Below are 24,009 nucleotides of genomic sequence, written 5' to 3' on the forward strand. Positions count from 1 at the left end.
ATTTCAGAGTTCTAGCGGTTTCCATACATTTTTTCATAATAGTTCTGATATTCGCCTGAAATGATGTTTTCCCACCATTCCTTGTTTTCCAGATACCATTTGATTGTCTTTTTGATGCCGTCGGCAAACTTTGTTTCCGGCAGCCAGCCAAGCTCATTGTGGATCTTGGTCGGATCGATGGCATAGCGCATATCATGGCCTTTACGGTCTGTCACATAGGTTATCAGGCTTTCTGGTTTGCCAAGTTCTTTACAGATAATCTTAACGATATCGATGTTCTTCATCTCGTTATGTCCGCCGATATTATAAACCTCGCCGACACGCCCTTTGTGGATGATCAGGTCGATGGCCTTGCAGTGGTCCTCAACATACAGCCAGTCACGTACATTTTCACCTTTGCCGTAAACAGGGAGCGGTTTATCATTTAACGCATTTGCAATCATAAGCGGGATCAGTTTTTCCGGGAAATGATACGGTCCGTAGTTGTTCGAGCAGCGGCTGATTGTTACAGGCAGGCCGTAAGTGCGGTGGTAAGCCATAACGAGCAGGTCCGCTCCCGCCTTGGATGAGCTGTACGGGGAGCTTGTGTGGATTGGGGTTTCTTCTGTAAAGAATAAATCCGGCCTATCCAGTGGGAGGTCACCATATACTTCATCCGTAGATACCTGGTGGTAACGTGTGATTCCATATTTCCTGCAGGCATCCATAAGTACGGCAGTTCCTTTGATGTTGGTATCCAGAAATACTTCCGGGTCTTCGATAGAACGGTCGACATGGCTTTCCGCCGCAAAGTTTACAACGATGTCAGGATGTTCCTCTTCAAACAGTTTGTAAACGGCCTCGCGGTCTGTGATGCTTTCTTTGACAAAACGGAAATTTGGATTGTCCATGACAGGTGCGAGAGTAGTAAGGTTGCCTGCATAAGTCAGGCTGTCCAGACAGATGATGCGGTAATCCGGATATTTGCCCAGCATATGGAAAATAAAGTTGCTTCCGATAAATCCGGCCCCGCCGGTCACGATAATATTCATTGTTTGATTCTCCTTAATAGTATATTCTTAACAAATGAGATTTAGTGCAGCTGTTCACACCGAAAAGGGTGTCCACAGTTACGGTTAATGTAAAATGTCCAGATACTTTCCGTCAAGGACATCTTTCAGGTACTGGCCGTACTGGTTTTTCTTCAGTACTTCGTAAACCTTCAGTACGTCTTCTTTGGTGATCCAGCCGTTGAGATATGCAATCTCTTCCAGGCAGGCGATTTTACGGTGCTGGTGGGACTCCACTGTTTTTACAAAATTAGTAGCCTCCACAAGGCTTTCGTGTGTACCGGTATCCAGCCATGTGAATCCCTGTCCGAGCAGCTCCACGTTTAAGCTGCCGCTTTCCAGATAAATGCGGTTCAGGTCTGTAATCTCCAGCTCCCCGCGCGGGCTTGGCTTTAAGTTTCTGGCATAATCGACAACTTTGTTATCGTAGAAATACAGCCCGGTGACACAGTAATTGCTTTTTGGTACGGCTGGTTTTTCTTCTATAGAAATAGCTTTCCCTTCTTCGTTGAATTCTACGATGCCGAAACGTTCCGGGTCATCGACATAATAACCGAAAACGGTCGCCCCCCTGCCGGATTCTGCGTTTTCGACGGCAGCCTTCAGACGCTTGCGAAGACCATGTCCTGCGAAAATATTATCGCCGAGGACCATTGCAACGGTATCATTGCCGATAAATTCTTCTCCGATGATGAATGCCTGGGCAAGTCCGTCCGGGCTCGGCTGAACCGCATAAGTAAGGTCTACGCCGAACTGGTGTCCGTCGCCTAACAATTCCTGAAAACGGGGCGTATCCTGCGGGGTGGAAATAATTAAAATATCGCGGATGCCTGCGTTCATGAGAACTGACATTGGATAATAGATCATAGGTTTATCATAAATCGGCAGTAATTGTTTGGATGTAACCATTGTTAGAGGATAGAGGCGTGTGCCGGAACCTCCTGCTAAAATAATTCCCTTCATGTGAAATCTCCTTTATCTTCCGTGCAGCATTGCCCGCACGTGGTTAATAAGTATCAAAGATAAGTCAATCCTTGTCAGCCATAATCGTATTATAAAAGGTGACCTTAGGTCACCTTCAAGCCTTTTTATAAAGTTTTTACAAATTCTTTTAAACCGGCAAATCTAAAGCGTGCAGATAAATACCCCGGCTTCCTTTGTAATATGGAATCCGCCGGTGGTTTTCCTCTTCACATAAGAGCGGAACTCCTTATAATGGTCCAAAATATACTGGTTCTGGTTGCCGTGGCAGGAGAGGATGTAGGAAATCAGCGGCTCTGGTTCCGGTATGACGAGGGAATCCTCATATAGCTGCCATTCAATCTGTGAGAAATATGGTTTCAGTATACCGGTGCCGTTTTCGCGGCCGAATTTGTTATACAGCTTATCGGCTGACAATACAATCCGTTCATCAAAGCCTTCCACCAGCCGGCTGACTTCTGCCATATGGCGCCTGCTGTAGGCACTGCAGAGGAAACGCCCGCCCGGTTTTAGGATACGCTGTACTTCCCTGCATACCTGGGGAATATCTTCGCAATAGAAGAGAACGTGGTTTGCGATGATCAAGTCCATACTGTTGTCCCCACATGGGATATGGCTGCAGTCAAAAACCTGGAAAGAGAAGCGTTTGTCATACGCTCCGATGGCACGCCTTGCGTCACGCAGCATCCCCTCGGAAATATCGGAAAGCAGGATTGTGGCTGACTTTGGAATCGAATCCAGATTGTCCTTCCAGAGTGTACCGTCACCGCATCCGATTTCCAGTATATGCATCCCGTCTTCGATCCTGCATTGTTCGTAAATCCACGGGAACCACCCCTGGGGATTCTGGGAGTACAAGTTATGGAGATTGATTCTGGCGGAGATGTTTGATGCATTCTGGTACTGGTTTTTCAGACTGTTTTCCATCCCGGTCAGATGGATCAGGTTCAGCATCTGGCTCCAGTCAATGTGGTGTTCCTTCTGAATGGCGCTTGCGGTATCCTGGATTGCTTTTTCTACCAGCTGCATCTGTTCGATTCTGTCCTGCACCAGTTTCAGTTGGATGTTCAGGGAATTCAGCATGAAATGGTAGTCGGAATCGTCAATTGTCATTTCGCGGATGTCATCCAGAGAAAAACCAAGGTATTTCAGAAGCAGGATCTGCTGCAGACGGGCGAAATCTTCATCTGTATAAAAGCGTGCGCCTGCCTCGCTGACATAGGATGGCTTCAGGATATCCTGTTTATCGTAATAGCGGATTGTGCGCAGTGTAACATGGGCCATGCGCGCAAATTCGCCGGAAGAATAGTAACCTTTTTTTTTCATTGCATATTTCCTTTCATAATAAGGATATTATAAAGGGAAAAGATTGGTGAGGCAATGGATAAATCAAAATCCGGTATGGCGGCGCAGGAATTTTTCCTGCTGTTCGTCATCGATCATTCGGTCATATGGTGTACTGCAGTGCAGGATGCAGAATAAGACAAATGTAATCAGGCAGAATAATAAAAAACAAAATATAAAATAAAACATACAGCCCCTCCCTATGATATTCGTATATATCATATTATATGCAGAGATACGTGCGAATAATCAGGTTTGGGGATTTTATTCACGCGGACAGCGGGCCAAAGCCGGGTAAGTCTGACTTTGGCCCGCTGTCCGCGGCGTATTTGACTATTTATTTGTAACAAAAACGAATTTAACTTCTCCGTCCATGTGATCGGAGATGCCTGAGAAATTCTTGTAGCTTCTGGAAGCGTCTGCCATATCGTTCAGCTTATCCAGAAGTCCCTGAATATCGCCGTCGAATGCGCTTACCAATTTTTTAATTCCCTCTTCGTTGAATTGGATCATGCCGTCATTTAATGTCTTAGCCCCTTCATCAAGCTGTTTCACACCGTCGATTAAGGCGCCGGAACCGGACTGGAGTGTCTGGATACCGGAAGAAAGTGTGCCTGCACCGGTGTTTAGTTCCCCGGCACCGGCGGATAACTGGGAAGCACCGGCGGAAACACTCTGTGCACCGGCGTTGGCTTCTGCCATTTTCTCGTTTAATGTTCCGGCACCTGAGTCAACCTGTGAGGCGCCGGCGGAAAGCTGCTTCAGCCCGCTTGCGAGGCCGTTGTCACCATCGATTCCGGCGCGGAGGGCGGCAGTTCCGTCCTTAAGTGTTTCCACTCCGGAATTTACCTGCGTGATCAGGCCGGATGTGGGATCGGTGATGCTGGCATTCAGTTTAGCGGTTCCGTCAGCAAGGTCGGAGGCACCCTGGCTGAGCTGCGGGGTGGAGGCCGCGAGTTCGTTTATGATCTGGCTGGTGCTTCCGGCACCATAGGCAACATTATTTGCACCTTCGGCTAGTCCGGCGGCCAGTTCAGCCTGCTGGTTTAGGGATTCGGCAGCATTTTTGATGCCGGACTGATCGGTGGTCAGGTTGTTAATAGCGTTTTGAATCGCATTAGCCTGATCGTCAGTTATAGAGCCGCTAAGTTCAGTTTGAAGTGCCTGGAGAGCTTGGATGGCCGCTTCTGTATTAGCAACAGCCGATCCTGTTGCGTCAGATACTGCGGTGACGGTCTGATTGATGCCGTCGGTAGTGAATGCGATTTTCTGTGCTCCGTCTGCCGTGCCTGCTGCAATGGCGGTAAGGCTCTGGCCGCCTGTTTGATCGGTGCCGGAATTGATTACCTGATTTAGATAAGCGGCGCCGTCCCTGAGGTTTGCGGCCCCGGCATCCAGTGTCTGTACCCCGCTAGTGAGTTCGGAAAGCCCGCTTCCCAGCTGCTTCTGCATCTGTGCAACGCCGTCATCGAGCTGGATGATACCCGGAAGGAGACGGCCGGCAGTCTGGTCGGCAGCAGAGGCAAGCCCGGCATTTAAGGCCTGGGTGCCTTCTTTCAGTGTTCCGGTTCCGGAAAGCAGCTGGTTCGTTCCGTCTGCCAGAATACTGCTCCCGTCTGAGAGGGCATTGCTCCCGTCCAGAAGTGACGCGGTCCCGTTTTTCAACGTGGTGCCGCCATCTGAAAGCTGGCTGATTCCATCTGTGAGCGTTCCGGAAGAGGACAAGAGTGTATCCAGTCCCTTCCTGAGTTCTCCGGAACCGTCGACTAACTGGTTGGCAGAGTCCTGAAGCTTATTCATGGAACTTTTCAGGTCAGAAAGAGAATCAAGTTTATCCATATCCAACTCATTGAAGATCTCGTTCGTGGCAATGGTGATTCCTTCTGCTGCTTCATAGTCAGTTACATCAGCCTCCAGTTCGAAGTAATCCGGGATATCCAGATCACTTACACCAAGGCTGGATTCCAGTTCTGGAAGCCCCATGCCGAGCACCATGTCCCTGTCCCCGTCGGAAACCAGCCTGCCGTTTGTGACTTTAGTATTTGTAAATTTATCGCCGTCGAGGATCAGTCCTGTGATCATAAGGAAAGGAGTATAGTCTTTCCCGGAAGTTCCGGTCGTATTTTCATACTGATAGCGCATAACAAGGTGGCCGCTTTTACCTTCCAGATCTCCGGCACTGATATTTTTCCCGTCCAGCTTGTAAGTGATTTTTACACCAACGGGAAGATTTTGGCTTGTGGTGCCCTGATAGCAGATGTCTTTGCTGTCGCCGGTCCAGGTTATGGCATTGCTTTTCTGGGAAAATGTCTCATCCCCCTTAACATTTTCTATGTTTTCCAGAGTAGACACATCCTTGATTTCCTTTTCATCCGTGATGTTTTTCAGCTGGTCAGATACAGTGACTGAAGTTACGGTGCCGCTGCCGTCAATTTTCGCATAAACAGTTTCATCCTTTATAGGTTTCACGTCGGAAGAGGCGTTTTCCTGTGTCCGGGCGGCTGCCTCTGTAGTTACCGTGTTTTCTTTGGCGCAAACGGTAGAAGGAACACCGGCCAGTGTGCCGGTCACCATTGTCATTGCCAGTATAATTGCAACGAGTGTTTTATATTCTCTGTTTTTCATATCAGTTAACCTCCTGTTATAGATACCTTGTTTTTAGACTTTGTGGAAAATCCATCCGGTAAAATTATTTAAGCGTTTGCACAGGCTTCATCGGAAGCCTTCTCTTTTTTCTTCAGGCATGCCCTCATATCTTTTGTGGTCGCACAGATCACCCTGTCAAATACCATCAGCATAGACGGCAGGATAAAGATAACCGTGAACATACTGATGACTGCACCGCGTGCCATTAACGTGCAGAGTGCGGAGATCATATCGATATCGGAATAGAGTCCGACACCGAATGTTGCGGCGAAGAATCCGAGTGCGGAAACAATGACCGAACTGACAGAAGCAGAGAGGGCGATTCGTATGGATTCTTTTTTCTCTTTTCCTTTGCACCGCTCTTTTTTATACCGGGTCGTCATCAGGATTGCATAGTCGACGGTAGCCCCCAGCTGGATCGTTCCGATGACGATAGATGCAATAAATGGCATCTTTGTGCCCGTAAAATACGGGATTCCCAGATTGATGAAGATCGCAAACTCGATGACCGCCACAAGAATGACCGGCAGTGAGATGGACTTAAATACAAGTGCAATAATAATGAAAATGGCAATGATTGAGATTGCACTTACAACCTTGAAGTCCTTATCCGTAATCGTGATCAGGTCTTTGGTACACGGCGCCTCCCCGATCAGCATGGCGGAGGAGTCATATTTCTTTACAATACTATTCAGCTGCGTGCACTGCCGGTTCACTTCATCGGTTGCGACTTTATATTCTGACTGTACGAGGATCAGCTGCCAGTCTCCCGCTTTTAATGTATCGGTCAGCTCATCCGGAACCACATCCCGGGGGATGGCCGAACCTAAGAGGCTGTCGAGGCCGAGTGCAAACTTTACACCTTTTACATCGGACATCTCATTTAACATTGCCTTAGCCTCTTTTGGCTTCAGATCTGCGTTTGCGAGTACCATGTGCGTTGCATTCATGTCAAATTCATCGGACAGTTTATCATTTGCCTTGATGCTCTCCAGGTATTTCGGGAGTGTGGCGTCCAGATTATAATAAACCTCTGCCTTGGTATATCCCCATAAAGCAGGTACGAGCAGCACAATAAACGCAAGAACAAAGACTTTAAAGTGTTTCGTAATAAACTTTGCCGCTTTTTCCATAGGAGGTATCAGAGAACGGTGTGTCGTTTTCTGAATTGCCTTGTCAAATATGAGTATAAATGATGGCAGTATTGTAACGCAGCAGATGACGCCAAATACAACACCTTTCGCCATAACGATTCCGAGGTCTTTGCCGAGCGTAAAGCTCATGAAGCAAAGGGCGATGAAACCGGCGACCGTAGTCACGGAGCTTCCGATGACGGAAGCGAAAGTGTTGGAAATGGCATGAGCCATTGCACGTTCCTTATCGCCCGGGAAGCGCTGCTGGTTCTCCTGATAACTGTGCCATAGGAAGATGGAGTAGTCCATCGTGACTCCCAGCTGCAGGACCGCGCTTAATGCCTTGGTAATGTAGGATATTTCGCCGAGGAAATAATTACTACCCATATTATAGAGAATCGCCATTCCAATACTCAGCATAAAGAACAAAGGAAGTATCCAGCAGTCCATGAACAGAGAAAGGACGATACAGCTTAAAACAACAGCGATCAATACGTAGATCGGGGTCTCTTTCTCGGAGAGCTGTTTGATATCAGTTACAACAGCCGACATACTGCTCAGATAACACTGCTTATTGGTAATGTTCCGTATTTCTGTAATGGCGTCCATTGTTTTATCGGCCGAAGTCGTATCATCAAAGAAGATAGCCATAAGCGTCGCATTATCCGTTTTAAATACATCCTTCAGCTTATCCGGCAGAACATCGATCGGCAGCGAAGTGTCCGCGATAGAATCGTACCAGATCACATCCGCAACACCGTCGACTCCCTCGATCTTTTCCTTGACCGCGGCCGTATCCTTTGTGCTCATGCCTTCCACAACTTCCATTGCAAAGGCGCCTTTGCCGAAATCATCCATTAAAATGTTCTGCCCTTTCATCGTATCAATATTATCGGGCAGATAATAAAGAATGTCGTAATTGACCCTGGTTTTTAAGAATCCCAGTGCCGAAGGTATCAGAAGTAAAACGCCGAGTATCAGGATGACCACCCGATACTTCACAATTTTTTTACCTACCTTGACCATGTGTAATGCCTCCCTTTTTAAATTAGTGATTCTGCATACTTAACTGTGAAATAAAAACTCATAAATCACATCTTCTAAATGTTTATGACTAATAGTCATTTTTTTAAGACTAAAAGTAATATACTGCAAAAATGACCAAAAGTCAATAATTTTAATGCAAAAAGTTGACTTTTGGTCATTTTGAAATTATAATTAAAAAATAAGGTGTATTATCCCGCCGGAATACTGTATAATAGTGTTTGCTCAGAACAATAAACACATAGCAGCGAAAGATGCGTCGAGAGAGTACACAACGAAAGAGTGGGAAAAACTATGGGAAAAGTTGACGAAAACAAACAACAGAAATTAGAGTCCTTGTTCAAAAGTGCATATGACCTCTTCCTGACACAGGGAATCTCCAAAACATCCATCCACGATATCGTTCAGAAAGCAGGCGTGGCAAAAGGAACCTTCTACCTATACTTCAAAGACAAATATGAGATACGGGACAGGCTCATTGCCAAGACCGCCGAAAAACTATTCATGGCGGCAAACAATGCACTTGAACAGGCCCGGATACCAGAATTTGAAGACAAAATCATCTTCATTGTAGATTATGTCCTGGACGAGATGGTAAAAAGCAAAGCCGTCCTGAAATTCGTATCAAAGAACCTGAGCTGGGGAATCTTCAGGCAGGCAATCACAAAGAACGATACAGAAACAGACATGGACGTAATGGGATTTTTCAAAAAAATGGTAAAAGAAAATCCCGAAGTTAAATTAAAAGCACCGGAAACCATGCTGTTTCTCATCATAGAACTGGCAAGCTCGACCTCCTACAGCACAATATTGGAGAACGATCCGATCAGCTATGAGGAACTAAAACCATATTTAAACGAAAGCATAAGAGCCATCATACGAAATCATATTATAGAATAAGAACGTTTTGGTACACCACTAAACTCAATTGGGGACGTAGTATAATTGAAAAAGTCTACGTCCCCAACTTAATGAATTCTCTGTACTGGCCGGGGGTGTATCCGGTCTTTTTCCGGAATAGCTGGCTGAAATAGCGGGAGTCTGTATACCCGACATTTGCCGCCACTTCGTATATTTTCAGATTGATATCCTGCAGGTATTTCTTCGCAGCCTCTATTCTCACATCGATAATATATTCTTTTATTGAGGTTTTTTCCATATTTTTAAATAGTGTACTGAGATAGCAGGCCGATAATCCGATATCGTAAGCGATCGATTCTAAGGAAATGTCGTGAGCATAATTTTCCTGAATGCAGGCTTTTGCTTTGTCGATCAGTTTGCGGCTTTTGTTCGTGCGCAGCAGTTCGATTTCTTTTATTGACCGTACAATATAGTTGTTGAGTATCTCCTTGATCTCTTCTAAATTCGCAGCCCCCTTTATGTTTGCAACAACTTCCTGTGACGGGGCCTTCTCGAAATCGAATTCCTGGTCCAGTGCATTGGAAAGATAGTAGTATAGCTCCAGAAATTTGTTTGTTGCGAGGTTTCGATCGCCGTGCAGCTGCAGTACATTGAGATAGTAGATATTGAGGTACTGTCCGGCGTTCCGGGGGTCGCAGAGCTTTAAATGCTTCAGAAGATCTTCCTGTATGTATTTAAAGTTTGGAAGGACCTCACCTGTATTCCTCAGTTCTACATCTGTGATGCAGATGATTTCATTGAAACCGATATAAAAGGAGTACTTACTGGCTGCTATGGCGTCTTTTACGGACTGGCGCAGATACGCAATATTATGAACAACAGTGGACAGCCCGATGGAGAATTGCTGCTGATAGTTAAAGTCTAAATACTGGCGGATGCGTTCTGCGAGGTGACAGCATCTGTTGTGCATATCTTCGTTATTGGTTCCTGCAGAAGATAAAATAAGTGTAATCGAGTTTGTGTCATAAAAATAAATTGTCTTAAAATAGTCCCCGATAAATAGTGTAATCGTCTGGGCAAGTCTCGAGACGTTCATGAAATCTTTTTCGATTTCCGCGGCATCACTATCCTGTGCAAAGGAGACATAGAGAGACTGGTAAGACTCGTTGAGAATATCGATGTTAAACAGGCGGAATGTAGAATCTATGATGTCCAGATGATCCATATTCTCACGTATGATCTTGAAAAACCACTCCTGCATTAAGGGCAGGCATTCTCTTAGCTGCTCTTTCAGCATAAAATCTTTTGTCTCTTCTTCCTTTTCTGCTTCTAAAAGTGCATTCACCCGGGCCAGCTGGTCATAAAGGTCCTTCTCATGGATTGGCTTCAGCAGGTAGTTAAATACATTATAGCGCAGCGCCTTCTGAGCATAGGCAAAATCATCGAACCCAGAGAGGATGATGATTTTTGTGTGAGGCATCGTCACACTTAAAGTATCACACAGATCCAGACCGTTTGAGGTTCCCATGCGGATGTCTGTGATCACCAGATTGGGGTGTGTTTCCCGGATGATGGTAAGTGCCTGTTCGCAGCTGTTTGCCGTCCCGACGATTTTGTGCGGGATGTCAAAAGATGATATGATTTTAATTAAATGGTGGATAATAAGCTGTTCGTCATCCACTAAAACAATATTCAACATGATTTTCCCTCCTATAAAACTTCTTTATCAATGCGTATGTTTGCGGTGACGCCACCGTCATCATTCTCTTCATAAGAAAGGCCGGCGTGGTCACCGTAACAATTAGCCAGACGCTGGTAAACGTTTTGAATGCAGTAAAAATTCACATTGTCCTCTTTGTAGAGCGTTCTCTGGCGGACCAGATAGTTCAGCATCTCAATATCACTTCCCCATCCATTGTCGGAAACGGAAAGATACAGACAACTATCCGTTTCCTTTACGGTAATGGTAATCTCACCGATTTCTTCCATATCCTTAAAACCATGTACAATGCTGTTTTCTACGAGCGGCTGCAGGATGAGTTTGATGATTCTGTAGTCAGGCAGCGGGGAAGGCAGGTCAAGGTGTAGGCGGATTCTGTTGGCATACCGCAGTTTTTGAATTTCTACATAAGAGCTGACCTGTTCAATCTCCTTTTCCAGTGTAATGTAGTTATTGCCGTTATTCAGGCTGCTGCGCAGGAATTTGCCGAGGCCGGTAACCATCATAGCCGCATGGCAGTTGTCATCGGTGGCAATTAAAGCACTGATTGACTCCAGCGTATTGTAAATGAAATGCGGATTCATCTGGGACTGCAGCGCCGCCATCTCGGCCTGTTTGAACTTGAGCAGTGTCTCTTCCCTGGACTTTATCAATTCTTCATTCTTTTCAAGCATGCCGTTATAAGTATCATACAGTTGGTTGACCTCGATGCAGTTGTGCAGGTTCCGGCTGTCTGCGGGTTCCATTTTCTGCATATACAGGCAGAGCCGGTGCACCGGCTGAGAAATTTTACGGCTGCTTTTCCGGGACAGAAGCGCAGCTAATATTAGTGTAAAAGAAAAAACAAGCCCGATCAGCAGGAGGTTTTGGAGAGTATTGCGGTAAAGTTCCCAGAAGCTTGTGACTCCGATTACTTCCCATCCGTCAGTTATGATTGGAAACTCAACGAGCAGGTGCGTCATGGAAAGCCTGTCTTTCTTATCAGGAAGACTGTCGCTGAGAAATTCAGGGATTTCCGCATAGGGATGGAGCAGTAGTCCGTCAGCGTCAATTAGTGCGTATCCTTTATCTCCGAAGGAGATCGATCCGAGATGCCGGATCAGCTTTTCGATCGTGACGTTTGCCTTAATCACTCCGAGCTGCCGGGATACATTGTTAATATCATAAAAGATCCGTGCTGCACACAGTGTCGGTTTCTTAAATGTATCCATATCAACGAACCAGTACGTGTGCCCCTTTGCCTTCAAGGTGTTCTGAAACCATTCTGAGGAGGAAGCGCTTTCGGCAGAAAAAAGCGCATTGCTATATTGGGAAGCACCTGAAAAAGTTGGAAGGAATTTGTCTGGTTCATAGACGAAGATCTGCACAGAGTCCAGATTCTTCTTAAATAAATCAACAGAGAACAGCGTTTCGTTAATCTTTGTCAGCAGGGAAGCGCTCGGGTGTTCATTCAGGTCTTTGATTTTATTCTGCAGTTCGGAGTTGGCATGTGTCAGTGTCAGATAGTCTTCAATCATTTGTGTATGGTTATTGATGTTAATCTGTGCCTGCTTCAGCGATTCGTACATGTTTTGCTTCTCGTTAGCAAGCGTGTTTGCTGCATCAATGACGGCACTGAATATACTGATCAGCAGGGCGGCAGTAATAATCAGATACATATAATTGCGGAACAGTATTTTTTCAAATCCTTTTTCGATTGATTTTTTGCTGAAGAACTTCATAAACCTCTCCCTCCTGATCCTGCAAAGTTATCTATGTTTGAATTATACCTTTTTCTAACGACGAAAGAAAGCGTTTGAAGAAAGTCGAAAGAAAACAAACAAAATAGAAAGTTTACCATATTTTATTCTAAATGAAATTAAACTATGATTCTATTATACCCTTCAGGGAAAGTCATCCGGATGACAGAAAATAGGAAAAGAGGTTGTGATATGTACCGTCAAAAATATGATGTAATTGTTGCAGGCGGAGGCACTGCCGGGATAGCGGCGGCTCTTTCAGCGGCAAGGTCAGGGGCACATGTACTGCTCATCGAAAAAAATGCGTATGCCGGCGGGACAGCCGCGTCAGGACTTCCGTTCGTAGATTTTTTTAACAGGAACGGCAGGCAGGTTGTGGCGGGTGTTGCCGAAGAACTAATGAACCGGCTCTTTCAGGAGAAAGCGTCACTGGGGCATATACGCACAAGCGGCGGGCATCTGAATTCTGTGACGATGATTGATCCGGAGTGGGTAAAAATCATTGCTGAGGAGATGCTTTTGGAGAGTGGCTGTGATATCCTCTACCATACATTTGTATGCGCCGCTGAAGTAGAAGGAAATTGTCTGAAAAGTATCGTGGCTGCCAATAAAAATGGTTTGACAGAATTTCATGCGGACTGTTTCATCGATACAACGGGGGACGGTGACCTGGCGAAGTTTGCAGGGGCAAAATACCATCAGGGCAGGGAAAGTGACGGATTGTGCCAGGCGATGAGCCTGTTGTTCAAACTGGGAGATGTGGATGTAGAACGGGCGACGGCGCTGTTTTCTGAGAATCCGATTAAGGCATGCCCGGTCGGCGGCGACCATGAGTATAATCTACACATCAGTGGAAAATTAACAAATTGGAATGATATCATTCTGAAAGAGGAGATTTTCCCGCATCCGGACCATAATATCTGGGCGGGAACAATGAGGGAAAATGAGCTCACCTACGTGAATACGATTCGGGTAAGTGAAAAAAACGGGGCTGATGCGTACGAACTTTCCGAGGCAGAAATAGAAGGAAGAATACAGCTAAAGAAAGTAATCCGTTTCTTAAATAAACATGTCCCGGGTATGGAAAAGGCGCATATTACAAGCATTCAGAACGGAATCGGCATAAGGGAGACAAGACGGATCGACGGGGAATATGTTCTGACAGGACAGGATATTATAGAGGGCAGGAGATTTGAAGACTGCATTGCACGAAACGGCTACTGTATTGATATACATGATCCGAAAGGACAGGGGTGGGGCGTATCGCGCATACAGAGTGAAGAGCAGAGCTACGATATCCCGTACCGCTGTATCGTTCCAGAGAGGATCGATCATCTGCTTGTAGCCGGAAGATGCATTTCCACAACAGCTGAAGCATTAGCATCTACAAGGATCATGCCGTCCTGCATGGCGCTCGGACAGGCAGCAGGAACAGCGGCAGCAATGGCGGCAGAGCAGGGACAGGTACCGAGAAATCTCGATATCAAACATTTACAGGCAGTGTTAAAGAAGGATGGGGCTGTGATAGAGTAACCAAAAAACATGACTGGGCATTCCCGGATAATCCGCAGCACTAGGATGAAAGGGGGCCCGGAGTATTTACAAACAGGAAAAGAGGAGAAAGTGAATGAAAAAGAAAATATTGAGTCTGGTATTATGTGCGGCATTAGCGTTCGGTATGACAGCATGTGGTTCATCTGAAAAAGAAAAAAAGAGCGATTCTTCTGCGGAAGAAGTCGTGCTGGAATTTCCAAGCTGGCAGGCTACAGAGCCGGGATTTCAGGAATTTTGGGAAGAAGCGGTGGCGGAGTTTGAAAAAAGACATGAAAATGTAAAGATTAATTTATACCAGGTGCCGTTTGACAGTTATGTAGACACACTTACGACACTGTATGCGGCAGGCACTGCACCGCAGATTACACATATCCCTTCCCGTTATTTTGCACAGTTTTCGGATATGGGCTGGTTTGAACCGCTGAGTGACAGACTAAAGGAAACGGACATACTGACCAACTGGAGCAGTCTTCAGGACGGACTTCAGGCGGATGGGGAATATTATGGGGTACTTCTGCTCGGAAACGGCTACTCTATGTACTATAACAAAGCGATGTTCGACGAAGCAGGAATTGAGATCCCGACTGACATCGACTCATTTATGGAGGCGGCAAAAACGCTGACCAAAGATGAAGATGGCGACGGGGACCCGGAGGTATATGGATTTGGTGCATGCCAGGTTACGGATACAAATTTTTATAACGAGGCAACTTCTTTTGTTGTAGGTATGGGCGGAAAATGGTCGGAAGACGGTGACCTTTCTCCTATGACCTCAGATCCTACAAAAAAGGCCCTGAAATTATACCAGTCTTTATTCCAAAACAATTATACTCCGGTAGGCCTTTCCGTGGAACAGAAACGCCAGTACTTTGTAGAGGGCAAAATGGCGATGATCTTTGACGGACCCTGGGTTGCATCCCTGATTGACAGCGCCTCCGATGAAATCAAGCCGAACCTTCTTGTATCCACGATTCCGTTTGAAAATGTTCCGGGTTCTGTAAGCAATAGCCTTCATATCCCGGCGACAATCAGCGACGAGGAGAAGGAACTTGTATGGGAATTTATCCAGATGGTTGCAGAAGATGACTTCCAGAAACTGTATATGGAAAAAGTGGGTTCCCCGTCTCCTAGCAAAACGGCAATTGACGATGAGATACTAAAAGAAAACCCGTTCCTCGGACAGTTTGTAGAGGATGCAGAAAAAGCGCAGGAAATCCTTCCTTCCGGTTATGAAAAAGACTATGGAGAATTTACACAGTATATCATCGATGGGGTGATGACGATGGTGACAGACCCTTACGCAGATGTCGACAAAACATTAGATGATATGAAGACAAAGATTACAAATGAATTGGGAGAGTAGAACAAGGGGCTGCCTGAAATGGCAGCCCGGATTTTTAACGGGGTAACCGCCGGACACGGATTTCCGGAACTTAAATTCCGGATCACCAGGATAAAGATAATGGAGGTGTTTCACTTGACTACTAAAATAAAAGCTCCGAAAACGAAAAGTGAGAGAAAAAATCATACAATGGCGGTTGCGTTTGCTCTGCCGGCAGCAGTCTTTTCTCTTGCGTTGATTATATATCCTTTATTTACAACGATAAAATTAAGTTTTCAAAATGTAAAATTTATCGGAAGCCTGACAGACGATACATCTGGATTTACGGTCCAAAACTATACAAAACTGTTTGCAAATTCTGATTTCTGGAGTGCATTGGGAAGATCCATATTATTCACATTCATTGCATTATCGGTATCTTTTTTGATAGGACTCGGACTTGCACTGCTGTTGAACAAGAAGTTCCATTTTCAAAAGCTCGTACGCACACTGATTCTGCTTGCATGGCCGATTCCCGGTGTAATCGTGGGCCTTCTGTTCACCTGGATGTTTGACGGTAACTATGGGATCATAAATGTAATATTAAAATCCCTGCATTTGATTGACCAGAATGTAAAATGGATCTCCACCGGAAACACTGCAATGATCACTGTCATAACGGCAGCCATTTGGAAAAGTTATCCCTTTTTTACACTGACCCTGCTCGCGGGGCTGAAGGGGATTTCAGAAGACTACTATGAGGCGGCAAGCATCGACGGGGCAAATGCATGGCACCGGTTTACAAAAATCACACTGCCTGCTCTTCAGTCCGTGATTGTGACATCCCTTTTGCTGAACGGTCTCTGGATATTCCGCAACTACGACCTGGTCTATACGATTACCGGCGGCGGGCCGAATCAGGCAACAGAGACACTGCCGCTCCTTTTGTATAATCAGGCATTCAAATACTATAACATGGGGTATGCATCTACAATTGGGATGATAAGCCTTCTGGTGTGTTCCGTGTTTGTAGTTCTGGCGATGCCGTCTCTCAAGAAACAATTTTATTAAGGAAGAGGAGGGAAAAAGGTATGAATACATATCATAACCAAAAAGCCAGACGTATGGGAATGTATGCTTTAATCATCATTGCGGTAGTAGTGCTCGCATTTCCGCTGTACTGGATGGTTGTGACATCATTTACAACAAGGAGTGCACTGCTTGAAAATGTAAGAGTACTGCCCAAATTAGGAAATATGACATGGAGCAATTTCACGAAAATTCTGGATGCCCATCCTATACTGACCTGGTTTGGAAACTCAATTTTTGTCACGGCATTTAGCACGGTTGTAGCAATTATTGTATCTACAATGGCGGCCTACAGCATGTCCAGATATAAGTATAAATCCACGAATTTTCTGGGGTTTTTCCTTTTGGTTGTCAGGATGCTTCCGGAAACACTTCTCGTAGTGCCTTTGTATATGATGTTTACAAACATGAAACTGATTAATAATTACGCCTCACTGATCATCAGCAATATTACATTCATTATCCCATTTTCCACATGGATGATGAAGGGGTACTTTGACAGTATCCCCCATACACTGGAAGAAGCAGCGAGAATAGACGGATGCAGCCGGCTTCAGGCAGTGCGCAGGGTAATCGTACCTCTGGCGGCCCCGGGGATTGCGGCAACGGCCACATATTCCGCGATACTTGGGTGGAGTGAATTTTTATTTGCCCGCACGTTCATTACCCAGCCCGGCAAGTGGACGATCACGGTGGGAATTTCATCCCTCATGGGCGAGTATACGATTATCTGGGGGGAGGTCATGGCAGCAGCGGCAATTTCTATTATACCGATTGCATTAGTATTTATCTTCCTGGAAAAATATATGGTGGCGGGAGTTACAGCAGGAGCCGTTAAGGGGTAGCAGGAGAGCACAAAATCTTCGCAATGGACAATATTTCTGGTTAATTTCTGGCAGGATTGTGGTACAATAATACCATATCGTTATATAGATAAAAGAATTCGGGGAATATTCAGAAATAAAGTAAGACAAATAATGCGGAGGTAGAAGAATGGAAAAAGCATGTGTGAAATGGGGTGTTCTCGGTACTGCGAATATTGCATGGGAGCAGACCCTGCCGGGAATGAAGAAAGCATATAACTGTGAATTATACGCAATTGCAGGAAGAAATCCTGAAAAGGTAAAAAAGTTTCAGGAAGAGTTTGGATTCGAAAAAACGTACGACTCCTACGAGGAACTTCTTGATGACGATCAAGTGGATGCCGTCTACATACCGCTCCCGAACCAGCTTCACAGGGAATGGGCAGAGAAAGCGGCGAAGAAGAAAAACCATATTCTTTGTGAAAAACCGCTTGCAGTTACGGCAAAGGACGTAAAAGAACTTGTAAAGGTATGTAAAGAAGAAGGCGTACTCCTGATGGAGGCATTTGCTTATCTGCACAGTGATGTGACGCGGGAAATTATACAGAAGGTGCATGACAAAGTGATCGGGGAGCCGAGGTTTATGGAGTCCTGCTTCTTTACAACAGACTATACAGATGATAACATACGCATGAGAAAAGAAACGTATGGGGGCGGAACCTATGATCTGGGCTGTTACAATATCAGCCTGATTCTGAAAGTGTTTGGGGAAATGCCCAGCCAGGTTAAGGCATTGGGCAGTTTTATGGGAACAGGAGTGGACGATTTTTCTGCCGCATATTTCACATTCCCATCCGGGGCAAAGGCAAGCGCTCTTCAGGGAATGTGCTCCCCGCAGCGTGCAGACCGCTATTTCATATATGGAACGGAAGGAACCATCGAAGCACCTGTAAGGTATAATCAGGAAGGCGATGTTACATATTATATCCATAAAGATGGCATGACCGAGACATGCCACGTATCAGTCAAAAGCAATTATCAGCTGGAGACAGAACAGTTCGGCCGATGTATTCTGGACGGAGAGGCTCCTCTTGTATCAAATGAATTTTCCGTTGAGACAGCGGAAGTCATAGATCAGGTTCTAACAGAGATTGGATATATGTAGACGGGAGAAGCACATAACAGAGAAAAAAAAGTCGTTTTGGTACACCACTAAAGTCAATTGGGGACGTAGTATAATTGCAAAAGTCTACGTCCCCAATTAAAGAAAAAGGCTTGACTTCTATATGTTCTCTATGGTACAATGCTCTAGCGAATGGAAGTAGGTCTTTTTTTTATGCCTAAAATTAGATGGCTTCGCAACCATCATGTAACACGTAGTGAATAAGAAAAAAGCGAGGTGGAAGTTGTGCGCACAAGAATCACATTGGAATGTACAGAATGCAAACATCGTAACTACAACATGACCAAGGATAAGAAAACACATCCGGAGCGCATGGAGACTAAGAAGTACTGCAAGTTCTGTAAATCACACACACTGCACAAAGAGACGAAATAGTCGTTGGAAGGAAGTGGATGTCATGGGTGAAAAAACAGCCAAAACTCAGAAGAAGAGCTGGTTCAAAGGGCTTCAGGCAGAGTTTAAGAAAGTCATTTGGCCAGACAAGAAAACACTTGCAAAACAGACCACGGCAGTCGTTTCAGTTTCTTTACTGTTAGGTGCATTGATTACGATAATCGATACAATCCTAAAGTATGGAATTGATTTACTGGTTAAATAACAGCCGTAGCAGAAAGGTGATTTTATGTCAGAGGCAAAATGGTATGTAGTTCATACCTATTCCGGGTATGAAAACAAAGTGAAAGCTAATATTGATAAGGCAATTGAGAATCGTCATCTGGAAGATCAGATTCTGGAGGTTCGGGTTCCCATGCAGGAAGTTATTGAGCTGAAGAATGGTGTCCAGAAAGCAAGCCAGAAAAAGATGTTCCCGGGATATGTTATGATTCATATGTTTATGAATGATGACACTTGGTATGTAGTTCGTAATACCAGAGGCGTGACAGGATTTGTCGGTCCTGGATCCAAGCCGGTGCCGCTTGAGGAAGAGGAGATGAACAGACTCGGAATCAGGCAGGAGAACGTCATAGTAGGCTTTGAGGTTGGCGACACCGTGACCGTGTTAAGCGGAGCATGGGAAGGAACTGTCGGAGTCATTCAGTCACTGAATGAGCAGAAGCAGAGCCTGTCTATCAATGTAGAGCTGTTCGGTCGTGAGACGCCCGTAGAGCTAGGTTTCGCAGAAGTAAGAAAGATGGATTAAAAACCGTGGGAGGGATACATGTCCCGCCAATACCACAAGGAGGTAATTAAAAATGGCAAAAAAAGTACAAGGTTATATTAAATTACAGATTCCAGCTGGTAAAGCTACACCAGCACCACCGGTAGGTCCTGCACTTGGACAGCACGGTGTTAACATCGTTGAATTTACAAAGCAGTTCAACGCAAGAACAGCAGACCAGGGCGACCTGATCATCCCTGTTGTTATCACAGTATACAGTGACAGAAGCTTCAGCTTCGTGACAAAGACACCACCGGCAGCAGTTCTGATCAAGAAAGCCTGCAACATCAAATCAGGTTCAGGCGTTCCGAACAAGAACAAAGTTGCTAAGATTACAAAGGCTCAGTTAGAAGAGATCGCAAAGACTAAGATGCCTGACTTAAACGCTGCAACAGTAGAGGCAGCTATGAGCATGGTAGCTGGAACCTGCCGTTCTATGGGCGTTGTTGTTGAAGACTAAACGAAGTTGAAATAAGTGGGAGGGGCAAGATCCCGCCAATACCACAAGGAGGTTATTTGAAATGAAACGAGGAAAAAAATATATCGAAGCTGCGAAACTGATCGAGAGAGGAAATCTTTACGAGAAGGCAGAAGCAGTATCATTAGTAAAAAAAGCAGCAGTAGCTAAATTTGACGAAACAATCGAAGCTCATATCAGAACAGGTTGTGACGGACGTCATGCAGACCAGCAGATCCGTGGTGCAGTTGTACTGCCGCACGGAACAGGTAAGAAGGTTCGTATCCTTGTATTTGCTAAGGATGCTAAAGCTGAAGAAGCAAAGGCGGCAGGAGCAGATTACGTAGGTGGAGATGAACTGATTCCGAAGATCCAGAACGAAGGATGGTTCGAATTCGACGTTGTTGTTGCTACACCTGACATGATGGGCGTTGTTGGACGTCTCGGACGTGTACTCGGACCAAAAGGTCTGATGCCAAACCCGAAGGCAGGAACAGTTACAATGGATGTAACAAAAGCCATCAACGACATCAAAGCTGGTAAGATTGAGTACAGATTGGACAAAACAAACATTATCCATGTGCCGATCGGTAAAGCATCATTTACCGAAGAACAGTTAGCGGACAACTTCCAGACGCTTATCGATGCAATCATCAAAGCAAAACCGGCAGCTGTAAAAGGTCAGTACCTGAAGAGTGTTACACTGACATCAACAATGGGACCTGGTGTGAAAATCAACCCAATGAAGCTTGCTTAATTTGTATATAGATTTGATGAAATAGTAAAATAAATGAAACATCCCGGTGTACGCCTTAAAAAGACGGCATTGGGGTGTTTTTTGTTTCTGTGACATACCTTGATTTTCTGATATATCATTGTAGGGCGGTAAAACCATGATTTGGCAATAGCAAAATGTTTCAAAACGTAAACACAGAGTGTTTGCAATTTGAAACATGACATGTTATAATTAAAACATCAAGATAAGGGAAGTGATTTTGCATGAATACAAAATTTAGCCACTGCCTTATGGCGCTTCGGAGAGGAAAAGGATACACACAGACATGGATGGCGGCACAGTTGGGTATCTCCAGATCTACTTATTCTAACTATGAGGCTGGAAAGCGGGCTCCGGATTTTGAGACATTGGAGAGAATTGCAGATGTTCTGGCGTGTTCAGTGGACGAACTGTTTGGAAGGAACAACAGTATAGCAATTATCAGAGAAGAGAAAGCACCTTATTGTATAACTTCCGGCCTGCCGGGAAAGAAAAAGGCACAGAAGCTCGGGATTGGGGTTCAGGATTTCCGTAAGCTTCGGGAATGGAATAGTTATTATGTGGACAAGACCAGGATGATCGAAGAATTTCTGGAATCCAACATGGAAGTGACTCTGATTACAAGGCCGCGAAGATTTGGGAAGACGCTCAATATGTCCATGCTTGCAGAGTTTTTTGACTGTACTAAGGAATCGAGGGAGCTTTTCGATGGAACCTATATCGGCCAGTCAGAGACAATGCAGCAATGTAACCAGCACCCGGTGGTGTTTTTGTCTTTTTTGAATGCGAAAGGGGAGAACGAAAAAGAACTGCTTGGAAGAGTTTGTGATGTGATTTCACTCGAATATGAGCGATATTGGACAATTCTCCATGACAGCAGGATAGAACCTTTAAGGAAGGAAAAGATTGACAAAATATACGCGGCTTTGACGAATCACGCAGTAAATGGAATTGAAAAAAATATGGAAAGCACTGCAATTGCAGAACTATGCCGGGCATTACAGGAATATTACAAGGACAAAGTATTTCTGATTATTGACGAATATGATACTCCCTTTATTTCTGCCAGTGTGAACGGATACTATAAGGAGGTGCGTGGATTTCTGTCTGTTTTACTTAGTTCGGCACTGAAAGGAAACACTGCGTTGGACAAGGCTGTGCTGACAGGGATTCAGAGAATCGCAAAAGAAAATATTTTTTCTGGTTTGAATAATATTTCGGTTTGTACAGTGAACGATCCTGAGTATGCACAATATTTCGGATTCACTGAGGATGAGACGGAGGAACTGCTGTCATATTACGGAATAGAACTGACGGAAGAAGTAAGACGAATGTATGACGGTTATGAGTTTGGGGGGATCCACATGTATAACCCCTGGTCTGTCATATTTTATGCTTCCAGGAAAAAACTTCATTCCTATTGGGTGAATACAGGTGAGAACAGTATCATTGAACATGCTATGGATCTATGCGGAGGGGATTTTCACAGAGAATATAAAAAGCTGTTGGAGCAGGGAAAAGTGGCTGTCATGGTGGAATTGGACACATCCTTTTTTGAGAAGCCGGGTAAGGCTGCATTATGGGGGATGTTGATCAATGCCGGAATGGTTACGGTTATGGAGGAAATCAGGAAAAATTATTGCATGGTCCGGATTCCGAATGAAGAGGTCAGTGAGGCGTTTCAGCGGTTGACAGCACATTGTCTCAGGGTGAAGTATGACGATATGGCAGATCTGATCAGCTATCTGAGGACAGGGGATATGGAGGAGTTTGCATACCGTTATCAAAAGGTGATTCTTACACTTCCCTCCTATCATGATTTGAAAGATGAGAACAGCTACCATATGATGATGCTGGGAATGTGCTCCTGTCTGTACGGAGAATACGAGATAAAGAGCAACCGCGAGAGCGGAGAAGGCAGGAGTGATATTATACTGCGAGCGCTCAGGGACGAGGATCCCAATATCATTCTGGAATTTAAATATACAAAAGATGGTAATCAGGACTTGATAAAACTGGCACAAGATGGACTGAAACAGATTCGGGCAAAGAAGTATGATGTCGAGATGAAAGGGCGGGTCTGCTATATTGGACTGGCACACTGTGGAAAAAAGACGGAGGTAGTGTGGGAGGATTCCGGGCAGTTATAGAAAAAAGTTATTGTAAAAGATATATTTATCTATTGACATGGGAATCGGAAGATGCTATTATATTAAAGCAATTGACTGCCGAAGACAGCAGGTGCCGTAAGGCATAAGTTATGAACGCCTGCCGAGGAAGATCAGAATTCTTAATATGAATTTGTGAGCTTTCGTGTTTTCGGGCATGGAAGCTTTTTTATTTTTGGCAGTACACGCACAAATAAAATAAGGAGGTGTACCAGAACGTGGCAAAAGTTGAATTAAAACAACCAATCGTTGAGGCAATTTCAGAAGAGATCAAAGACGCTCAGTCAGTTGTTCTTGTTGACTACCGTGGATTAACAGTAGCTCAGGACACAGAACTTCGTAAACAACTTAGAGAAGCAGGTGTCGTTTACAAAGTTTACAAGAACACCATGATGAAGAGAGCTTTTGAAGGAACTGAATTCGAAGGACTTACTGATTGTCTTGAAGGACCAAGCGCAATCGCTATTTCCAAAGATGACGCAACAGCACCGGCAAGAATTATCTGCAAGTTTGCTAAGACAGCAGACAAGCTTGAATTAAAGGGCGGTGTCGTTGAAGGAACAGTCTATGATGTTGCTGGATTAACAGAAGTGTCAAAGATCCCTTCAAGAGAAGAATTACTTTCCAGATTACTTGGAAGTATGCAGTCACCTATTACCAATTTTGCTCGTGTTATTAAGCAGATTGCAGAGCAGGGCGGTGAAGCAGCTCCTGCAGAAGCAGCAGAGGAAGCTCCGGCTGTAGAAGCAGCAGAGACACCGGCTGAGTAAGTCGGGACACAATTCCAGGGGCATAAGCCTGAGGGATTAAGGTTTACCTCATTGAACCGTCAAGGTTCAATAAGTAATAAGAAACTAAAATAAGAGGATGAGAATAATCCTGAAATAATCTAAAATGGAGGATATAAAAATGGCTAAATTGACAACAGCTGAAATGATCGAAGCGATCAAAGAGTTATCAGTATTAGAATTAAATGAATTAGT

The 24,009-nt window shown here is 44.9% G+C and carries 21 protein-coding genes, 1 pseudogene and 1 other annotated feature; of the genes and pseudogenes, 14 read left to right on the forward strand and 8 right to left on the reverse strand.

Features of this window, described 5'->3' with window-relative positions; translation table 11 throughout:
- Positions 1–11: 11 nt before the first annotated feature.
- The 6 genes from rfbB to ABIN22_RS22370 form a co-directional block, all read right to left on the reverse strand.
- On the reverse strand, positions 12–1,031 hold the full coding sequence (gene rfbB / locus ABIN22_RS22345; RefSeq protein WP_109732746.1) for a dTDP-glucose 4,6-dehydratase: 1,020 nt from the start codon (positions 1,029–1,031) through the stop codon (positions 12–14).
- A gap of 84 nt (positions 1,032–1,115) precedes the next feature.
- Positions 1,116–2,012, reverse strand: a complete 897-nt coding sequence (gene rfbA / locus ABIN22_RS22350) for a glucose-1-phosphate thymidylyltransferase RfbA (protein WP_109732745.1) — start codon at positions 2,010–2,012, stop codon at positions 1,116–1,118.
- 162 nt (positions 2,013–2,174) lie between these two features.
- Complete coding sequence (locus ABIN22_RS22355; RefSeq protein ID WP_109732744.1) at positions 2,175–3,356, reverse strand: MerR family transcriptional regulator; 1,182 nt, start codon at positions 3,354–3,356, stop codon at positions 2,175–2,177.
- A gap of 63 nt (positions 3,357–3,419) precedes the next feature.
- Positions 3,420–3,563 carry a hypothetical protein gene (locus ABIN22_RS22360; RefSeq protein WP_181368790.1) on the reverse strand — a complete coding sequence of 48 codons (144 nt, stop codon included), beginning with the start codon at positions 3,561–3,563 and terminating at the stop codon, positions 3,420–3,422.
- A 144-nt stretch (positions 3,564–3,707) separates the two neighbouring features.
- Entirely contained in the window at positions 3,708–5,999 is a 2,292-nt protein-coding gene (locus tag ABIN22_RS22365; RefSeq protein ID WP_346911373.1) for a hypothetical protein, read from the reverse strand.
- Between the two features lie 68 nt (positions 6,000–6,067).
- On the reverse strand, positions 6,068–8,179 hold the full coding sequence (locus ABIN22_RS22370) for an efflux RND transporter permease subunit (protein ID WP_346911375.1): 2,112 nt from the start codon (positions 8,177–8,179) through the stop codon (positions 6,068–6,070).
- Positions 8,180–8,491: 312 nt separating this feature from the next.
- On the opposite strand from ABIN22_RS22370, the gene ABIN22_RS22375 reads away from it, so the two are divergent.
- Positions 8,492–9,097, forward strand: a complete 606-nt coding sequence (locus ABIN22_RS22375) for a TetR/AcrR family transcriptional regulator (RefSeq protein WP_118620430.1) — start codon at positions 8,492–8,494, stop codon at positions 9,095–9,097.
- Positions 9,098–9,152: 55 nt separating this feature from the next.
- On the opposite strand, the gene ABIN22_RS22380 is transcribed toward ABIN22_RS22375, so the two are convergent.
- A complete protein-coding gene (locus tag ABIN22_RS22380; protein WP_346911377.1) occupies positions 9,153–10,757 on the reverse strand; it encodes a response regulator in 1,605 nt (534 codons plus the stop codon).
- An 11-nt stretch (positions 10,758–10,768) separates the two neighbouring features.
- Positions 10,769–12,499, reverse strand: a complete 1,731-nt coding sequence (locus ABIN22_RS22385; RefSeq protein ID WP_346911379.1) for a cache domain-containing sensor histidine kinase — start codon at positions 12,497–12,499, stop codon at positions 10,769–10,771.
- 210 nt (positions 12,500–12,709) lie between these two features.
- On the opposite strand from ABIN22_RS22385, the gene ABIN22_RS22390 reads away from it, so the two are divergent.
- The 13 genes and pseudogenes from ABIN22_RS22390 to rplL form a co-directional block, all read left to right on the forward strand.
- Complete coding sequence (locus ABIN22_RS22390; protein WP_346911381.1) at positions 12,710–14,050, forward strand: FAD-dependent oxidoreductase; 1,341 nt, start codon at positions 12,710–12,712, stop codon at positions 14,048–14,050.
- Positions 14,051–14,144: 94 nt separating this feature from the next.
- Complete coding sequence (locus ABIN22_RS22395) at positions 14,145–15,434, forward strand: ABC transporter substrate-binding protein (RefSeq protein WP_109732737.1); 1,290 nt, start codon at positions 14,145–14,147, stop codon at positions 15,432–15,434.
- 114 nt (positions 15,435–15,548) lie between these two features.
- Positions 15,549–16,463: a carbohydrate ABC transporter permease gene (locus ABIN22_RS22400; RefSeq protein ID WP_181368788.1), complete on the forward strand. Its 915-nt coding sequence runs from the start codon at positions 15,549–15,551 to the stop codon at positions 16,461–16,463.
- A gap of 20 nt (positions 16,464–16,483) precedes the next feature.
- Entirely contained in the window at positions 16,484–17,326 is an 843-nt protein-coding gene (locus ABIN22_RS22405; protein WP_346911384.1) for a carbohydrate ABC transporter permease, read from the forward strand.
- Positions 17,327–17,474: 148 nt separating this feature from the next.
- Positions 17,475–18,449 (forward strand): Gfo/Idh/MocA family protein, encoded by a 975-nt coding sequence (locus ABIN22_RS22410; RefSeq protein WP_346911386.1) that lies wholly within the window; start codon positions 17,475–17,477, stop codon positions 18,447–18,449.
- Positions 18,450–18,692: 243 nt separating this feature from the next.
- The gene (gene rpmG / locus ABIN22_RS22415) at positions 18,693–18,842 is read left to right on the forward strand and encodes a 50S ribosomal protein L33 (RefSeq protein ID WP_109732732.1); all 150 of its coding nucleotides are present in this window, start codon (positions 18,693–18,695) and stop codon (positions 18,840–18,842) included.
- A gap of 22 nt (positions 18,843–18,864) precedes the next feature.
- Positions 18,865–19,065, forward strand: a complete 201-nt coding sequence (secE, locus tag ABIN22_RS22420) for a preprotein translocase subunit SecE (RefSeq protein ID WP_109732731.1) — start codon at positions 18,865–18,867, stop codon at positions 19,063–19,065.
- Between the two features lie 24 nt (positions 19,066–19,089).
- The gene (gene nusG, locus ABIN22_RS22425; protein WP_109732730.1) at positions 19,090–19,608 is read left to right on the forward strand and encodes a transcription termination/antitermination protein NusG; all 519 of its coding nucleotides are present in this window, start codon (positions 19,090–19,092) and stop codon (positions 19,606–19,608) included.
- A 52-nt stretch (positions 19,609–19,660) separates the two neighbouring features.
- On the forward strand, positions 19,661–20,086 hold the full coding sequence (rplK, locus tag ABIN22_RS22430) for a 50S ribosomal protein L11 (RefSeq protein WP_109732729.1): 426 nt from the start codon (positions 19,661–19,663) through the stop codon (positions 20,084–20,086).
- 61 nt (positions 20,087–20,147) lie between these two features.
- A complete protein-coding gene (gene rplA / locus ABIN22_RS22435) occupies positions 20,148–20,840 on the forward strand; it encodes a 50S ribosomal protein L1 (RefSeq protein ID WP_109732728.1) in 693 nt (230 codons plus the stop codon).
- Between the two features lie 242 nt (positions 20,841–21,082).
- Entirely contained in the window at positions 21,083–23,008 is a 1,926-nt protein-coding gene (locus tag ABIN22_RS22440) for an AAA family ATPase (protein ID WP_346911390.1), read from the forward strand.
- Between the two features lie 60 nt (positions 23,009–23,068).
- Positions 23,069–23,206: a sequence feature (ribosomal protein L10 leader region), on the forward strand.
- Positions 23,207–23,244: 38 nt separating this feature from the next.
- Positions 23,245–23,796 (forward strand): 50S ribosomal protein L10, encoded by a 552-nt coding sequence (gene rplJ / locus ABIN22_RS22445; RefSeq protein ID WP_109732719.1) that lies wholly within the window; start codon positions 23,245–23,247, stop codon positions 23,794–23,796.
- Positions 23,797–23,935: 139 nt separating this feature from the next.
- A pseudogene (rplL, locus tag ABIN22_RS22450) lies at positions 23,936–24,009 on the forward strand (50S ribosomal protein L7/L12); the annotation flags it as partial.

This window comes from Faecalicatena orotica (genome assembly GCF_905197545.1).
Taxonomy (GTDB): Bacteria; Bacillota; Clostridia; order Lachnospirales; family Lachnospiraceae; genus Faecalicatena_A; species Faecalicatena_A orotica.

Bases quoted from the DNA above. Each gene is read 5' to 3' on its own strand.
- rfbB (WP_109732746.1), bottom strand. From the start codon at position 1,031: ATGAATATTATCGTGACCGGCGGGGCCGGATTTATCGGAAGCAACTTT.
- rfbA (WP_109732745.1), bottom strand. From the start codon at position 2,012: ATGAAGGGAATTATTTTAGCAGGAGGTTCCGGCACACGCCTCTATCCT.
- ABIN22_RS22355 (WP_109732744.1), bottom strand. From the start codon at position 3,356: ATGAAAAAAAAAGGTTACTATTCTTCCGGCGAATTTGCGCGCATGGCC.
- ABIN22_RS22360 (WP_181368790.1), bottom strand. From the start codon at position 3,563: ATGTTTTATTTTATATTTTGTTTTTTATTATTCTGCCTGATTACATTT.
- ABIN22_RS22365 (WP_346911373.1), bottom strand. From the start codon at position 5,999: ATGAAAAACAGAGAATATAAAACACTCGTTGCAATTATACTGGCAATG.
- ABIN22_RS22370 (WP_346911375.1), bottom strand. From the start codon at position 8,179: ATGGTCAAGGTAGGTAAAAAAATTGTGAAGTATCGGGTGGTCATCCTG.
- ABIN22_RS22375 (WP_118620430.1), top strand. From the start codon at position 8,492: ATGGGAAAAGTTGACGAAAACAAACAACAGAAATTAGAGTCCTTGTTC.
- ABIN22_RS22380 (WP_346911377.1), bottom strand. From the start codon at position 10,757: ATGTTGAATATTGTTTTAGTGGATGACGAACAGCTTATTATCCACCAT.
- ABIN22_RS22385 (WP_346911379.1), bottom strand. From the start codon at position 12,499: ATGAAGTTCTTCAGCAAAAAATCAATCGAAAAAGGATTTGAAAAAATA.
- ABIN22_RS22390 (WP_346911381.1), top strand. From the start codon at position 12,710: ATGTACCGTCAAAAATATGATGTAATTGTTGCAGGCGGAGGCACTGCC.
- ABIN22_RS22395 (WP_109732737.1), top strand. From the start codon at position 14,145: ATGAAAAAGAAAATATTGAGTCTGGTATTATGTGCGGCATTAGCGTTC.
- ABIN22_RS22405 (WP_346911384.1), top strand. From the start codon at position 16,484: ATGAATACATATCATAACCAAAAAGCCAGACGTATGGGAATGTATGCT.
- ABIN22_RS22410 (WP_346911386.1), top strand. From the start codon at position 17,475: ATGGAAAAAGCATGTGTGAAATGGGGTGTTCTCGGTACTGCGAATATT.
- secE (WP_109732731.1), top strand. From the start codon at position 18,865: ATGGGTGAAAAAACAGCCAAAACTCAGAAGAAGAGCTGGTTCAAAGGG.
- nusG (WP_109732730.1), top strand. From the start codon at position 19,090: ATGTCAGAGGCAAAATGGTATGTAGTTCATACCTATTCCGGGTATGAA.
- rplK (WP_109732729.1), top strand. From the start codon at position 19,661: ATGGCAAAAAAAGTACAAGGTTATATTAAATTACAGATTCCAGCTGGT.
- rplA (WP_109732728.1), top strand. From the start codon at position 20,148: ATGAAACGAGGAAAAAAATATATCGAAGCTGCGAAACTGATCGAGAGA.
- ABIN22_RS22440 (WP_346911390.1), top strand. From the start codon at position 21,083: ATGAATACAAAATTTAGCCACTGCCTTATGGCGCTTCGGAGAGGAAAA.